Raw genomic sequence first — 5,000 nt, forward strand, 5'->3', positions numbered from 1 at the left:
TCTTCTACGTTTACCCTGGGCTTGTTCATCGTTTTCTATGGCTTAGATTGGGTAGCCACTGTTCCTCCGACACTTAAGTTGACAACCGATATTTTTGGAAAACAGCAATCAGGAATTGTGTTTGGGTGGATATTGGCTGCACATCAATTAGGTGCTGCTGTGGCCGCTTACGGTGGAGGAGTCATTTATACCGTGTCAAATAGTTACTTTCTCATGTTTATCATTGCGGGAATATTTTGCTTGATCGCGTCTGTCATGGTTATGCGTATTGGCAGGAACGCGCTCACGGCGAAAATTTCCGGGAACATGTAGCTGTAAAGATATTGATTGAAAGAAAAACACCCGAGTAGACACTAGATACTCGGGTGTTAGTTAGTTTTCAGGCTGCGGATAAAAGGGAAGGATAATGCGGAAAACAGCGCCGTAGAGTGGACCATTTTCTGCTTGGAGACGGCCGTGCGAACGTTCGATAATTGCTCGAGAAATAGCTAGCCCCAGTCCGACATCACCATTTTTTCCTTTCACAAAACGATGAAATAAATGAGGGAGAAGCTCTTCCGGGATGCCCTCACCATCATCTTGCACTTCTATTTGGAGCTGGCGCTTGCCTGGATTGATTTCGATCGTGATCTGATCCTTGGCATGACGTAAAGCATTTCCAATGATATTCAACAAGGCTTGAAGAAACTTTCCTTCATCGACGTACACTACGTCATTGGTTTTAGTCGAACGTACTGAAATCGTTACATTGTTTTGGAGCTGCAAAGGGTGTAAGCGTTCAATGGCCCGATTCACCAGGTCATTAGCGGAATGCCATGAGGGATCAAACAAATTCTCTTCGCCTTCAAGCTTGGCCAACAATATAATTTCAGTCACAATATGCTTCAATCGATTGGTTTCCTCTACGATGACATTAAAACCTTTTTCAGCAGCAGCATCAACAAAAACACCATCGCGAATTCCCTCAGCATATCCCTGAATGGACATGAGAGGGGTTTTTAGCTCGTGGGAAGCATTCTGTAAAAATTGCCGCTGGATTTCATGAAAACGATCGAGTTCTTGTGCCATAGAGTAAACACTATTCGAGACTTCAGCAATCTCACCGCGAGCAGGAATGAGCTGGACTTCGGAAAATCGCCGCGATTGAACCTTTTTAATTTCTCTCGTCAATTTATGCAGTGGCTTCACCATACTACGCGTAATAAAAAAGCTTAGCAAAATCGTGGATATGGCTCCAATCAAAACGATGAACAATATGTTATTCGTCATCTCCATACGAATGTCTTTTAGTCCACGGACAGGAGAGGCAAGAATCAGTCGTTGCTTTTCGTCGTTTTTAAAAGCCAAGTTAACGACCACGTAATCATCGCTACCGACCATCCATATGTTTCGATTTTGCCTTTTCTCCGCTTTCCGCTCAAGGGCGTCCATCCATTCATTCAAATTGGAAGAAGGCAGGGACGTATAGAGTACTTTTTTCTTTTTGCCTAAGAGCAAAACTTCTATCTTGCGATTGGAAACGAGAAGCTTTTCGAGTTCTGCGACTCCCTCAGTTTCGATCTTTACTTTCGATTCGTCCATTTTTTCAATCCAGAATCGCCCTTTTAGGTTTAATTCATTCTTTTGCTGTTCGATTAAATTATCCAGCAAAAACGAATTGATCAGAACAGCTGATACCCCCATGACAAGACAGAGAAGAAGAGCGAACATCAACGTAATGCGAAATTGGATACTCATTCACCCTTGGTTCCTTCCAAAGTTCGCAGGCGATACCCAAACCCCCAGACGGTTTCGAGAGGGATCTTGTCCAGCTTTTTTCGGATACGACGAATGAGATCATCAACCACTCGATCACTTCCAAAATAATCATATCCCCATATAAGAGAAAGCAGCTCATCTCGGGAAAAAGCCCGATTCGGATGCTCCGATAAAAGGCTAAGCACCTGAAACTCTTTTGAGGTCACCTCTACTTCCTCCCCAAAAGAATAGACCAGACGTTTTTTCTTATCTAATACAAGAGCGCTGTTAGCGGCCTCTTCCGGGTTACTGTCTTTCGCAGTGAAAGGGGATTCTTCCGCATGGGATTTCATCTGTTTCCAACGTTGGAGTGCCCGATTCACACGTGCCACTAATTCACGAGGGCTAAAAGGTTTGGTGAGATAATCATCACTTCCTAGCTCTAATCCTAGAATTTTGTCTACTTCTTCGTCCCGAGCAGAAACCATGATGATAGGCGTCTCTGATCCAGCACGAATACGTCGGCAAAACTCATAGCCATTCATACCGGGCAACATGATGTCCAATACCCATAGATCGGGGGGATTCTCTTGCTCTAAAGTAATAGCCTCTTCGGCTGATTCAACTGCAGTTGTAACATAGCCTTCCTTTTGCAGATAGGCTTCGACGATCTGACGAATATTGATGTCATCGTCTACGATAGCAATGTGAAAGGTCTTCATAGGATTCCTCCGCGAACCTTTAGATTCTCACTTTATTGTACATCGTCAAACGGACTTAAGCAGTTGTTGAAGGCATTTCCCACACTTTTCCCATACTTTCCTGCATATCTTACAAGAGTGTAAGGAAATTGAAACCCAAATCGATAGGACTAGGTTTTCATTCCCTGTAAAATCAAAGTACATTCAAAAAACGGAGGGATACACCATGAGAAAACTACTACAGATGATCGCGATTACGTTCGGATTGTTAATCGATACGAAGACAATGATTCACTCCTCCGAATTGGAAATGGTCGTGAAGCTGTAAAGATGGTCATAAATACACGTAAAAAACATGAACTTCTAGGCGCCAGAATGTAGGGGCCTTTTTTGTTTTGTGTGATGAACCAGTGTGAAACAGGGCTGGAATATTTAGGGATACTTCGAAATTCGTGAGTGCACAGCCAAAATGCGTGGAAAATCTTGTGGAAATGGATTGATTCAACTGGATTTTTTGGACGTGTCCTCTCTCTATATGGTATAATGAAGTATTGTGATAACCAGTTGGAGGTTTACCCTTTATGGCAGAAGAAACTGCTCGGTTTCCAAAAGTCGATATTAGCCACGAAATGAGAGAATCGTTCATTAGCTATGCGATGAGCGTTATCGTCAGTCGGGCTTTGCCTGACGTTCGCGATGGTTTGAAGCCTGTACACAGGCGTATTTTGTATGCCATGCACGATATGGGTCTTACTCCTGACAAGCCGTTCCGTAAATCGGCAAACGTTGTCGGGGAAGTAATGGCGAACTACCATCCGCATGGTGACTCTTCCATCTATGAAGCGATGGTACGTATGGCCCAAGATTTTAACATGCGCTACATGCTGGTTGAAGGGCAAGGGAACTTCGGTTCTGTAGACGGCGACCCGGCAGCGGCGATGCGTTATACGGAGTCGCGTTTTTCCAAGCTCGCGCTGGAGCTTTTGCGCGATATTGATAAAGAAACGGTCGATTTCACTCCTAACTACGATGGACGCAAAGAAGAGCCGGTTGTATTGCCTTCTCGTTTCCCGAACCTGCTTTTGAATGGTGCATCAGGGATTGCTGTAGGTATGGCTACCAATATTCCGCCGCATAACTTGACGGAAGTTGTTGATGGCGTCATTGCCATGATCGATAATCCTGATATTACGATTCAAGATTTGATGAAAATTATCAAGGGACCTGACTTCCCTACAGCGGGGGAAATTCTCGGTTACAGTGGTATTCGTCGTGCCTATGAAACAGGCCGTGGTTCCATTATTATGCGTGCCAAAACCCAGATTGAAGAGGATGGGAAAGGAAAACCGCGCATCATCGTAACAGAGATTCCTTATCAGGTGAACAAGGCTAGACTCGTGGAAAAAATCGCGGAGCTAGTGCGCGAGAAAAAAATCGAAGGCATTACCGACCTTCGTGATGAGTCTGACCGCAAAGGTATGCGTATCGTTATGGAATTGCGCCGTGACGTCATTCCAAAGGTTGTATTGAACAATCTGTTTAAGCATACCCAAATGCAGTCTACATTTGGTGTGAATATGCTGGCACTCGTTGACAGTCGTCCGCGTGTATTGAATCTGCGTGACATGCTCTTTTACTATTTGGAGCACCAACGCGTCATTATCCGCAGAAGGACCGAATACGATCTCAAGCAAGCAGAAGCCCGTGCGCATATCCTGGAAGGCTTGCGCATTGCGTTGGACCATATTGACGAGATTATCAGCTTGATTCGATCTTCTCAAACCACAGAAGAAGCTCGCACAGGACTCATGGAAAATTACTCCTTGTCCTACGAGCAGGCACAGGCCATTCTCGATATGCGTCTGCAACGCCTGACTGGTTTGGAACGAGAAAAAATCGAGAACGAATACCAAGAGCTCATGGTGAAAATTGCTGAATTGCGTTCTATTCTTGCAGACGAAGCCAAAATCTACGCGATCATCCGCGAAGAGCTGGGTGAGATCAAAGAGAAGTTTGGCGATGCAAGACGCACGGAAATTACTTTCGATGAGAATCATATCGAAGATGCTGATTTGATCCCAGAGGAAGATGTCGTAATCACCCTGACGCATGATGGTTATATCAAGCGTCTGCCTGTTTCCACCTACCGTTCGCAAAAACGTGGTGGACGTGGCGTGCAGGGGTTGGGAACCAAGGATGACGATTTTGTCGAGCATCTGTACATTACCAACTCGCATGATTACATCATGTTCTTCACGAGCAAAGGGAAGGCTTATCGCCTAAAAGGATTCGAGATTCCTGACCTGAGCCGGACAGCGAAAGGTACCCCAATCATCAATCTCATTCAGATTGAAAAAGGGGAGCGGGTAAGTGCGGTAATCCCTGTGAAGGAGTTTGATCAAGAACATTTCCTGTTCTTTGCGACCAAGAAGGGGATTATTAAGAAAACCACGCTGGAGTCCTATGAAAATATTCGCAAAGGTGGCCTGATTGCGGTTAACCTGCGCGAAGATGATGAGTTGATTGGTGTTCGTCTGACGGATGGTCAACAAGAAATCATCA

The 5,000-nt window shown here is 44.8% G+C and carries 4 protein-coding genes (2 of these 4 only partly in view); 2 read left to right on the forward strand and 2 right to left on the reverse strand.

Features of this window, described 5'->3' with window-relative positions; all coding sequences use genetic code 11:
• Positions 1 to 312 carry the 3' end of an MFS transporter gene (locus tag AB432_RS00165; RefSeq protein WP_048035489.1) on the forward strand. 963 nt of this gene lie to the left of the window's left edge, so only the last 312 of its 1,275 coding nucleotides appear in the window; its start codon lies off the left edge, out of view; it ends in the stop codon at positions 310 to 312.
• A gap of 60 nt (positions 313 to 372) precedes the next feature.
• Here the strand turns inward: AB432_RS00165 and AB432_RS00170 are convergent, their stop codons facing one another.
• Positions 373 to 1,737 carry a sensor histidine kinase gene (locus AB432_RS00170; RefSeq protein ID WP_048035490.1) on the reverse strand — a complete coding sequence of 455 codons (1,365 nt, stop codon included), beginning with the start codon at positions 1,735 to 1,737 and terminating at the stop codon, positions 373 to 375.
• The gene (locus tag AB432_RS00175) at positions 1,734 to 2,459 is read right to left on the reverse strand and encodes a response regulator transcription factor (RefSeq protein ID WP_048035491.1); all 726 of its coding nucleotides are present in this window, start codon (positions 2,457 to 2,459) and stop codon (positions 1,734 to 1,736) included. Before AB432_RS00175 ends, AB432_RS00170 begins: the two co-directional genes overlap by 4 nt.
• Before the next feature lie 560 nt (positions 2,460 to 3,019).
• Between AB432_RS00175 and gyrA the strand changes: the two genes are divergently transcribed.
• On the forward strand, positions 3,020 to 5,000 hold the 5' portion of the coding sequence (gene gyrA / locus AB432_RS00180; RefSeq protein ID WP_048035492.1) for a DNA gyrase subunit A. Its footprint extends 545 nt past the window's final position; 1,981 of the gene's 2,526 nt are visible here — the first part of the coding sequence; its start codon is at positions 3,020 to 3,022; its stop codon lies beyond the right edge, outside the window.

It is taken from the genome of Brevibacillus brevis (assembly GCF_001039275.2).
GTDB classification, from domain to species: Bacteria; Bacillota; Bacilli; order Brevibacillales; family Brevibacillaceae; genus Brevibacillus; species Brevibacillus brevis_C.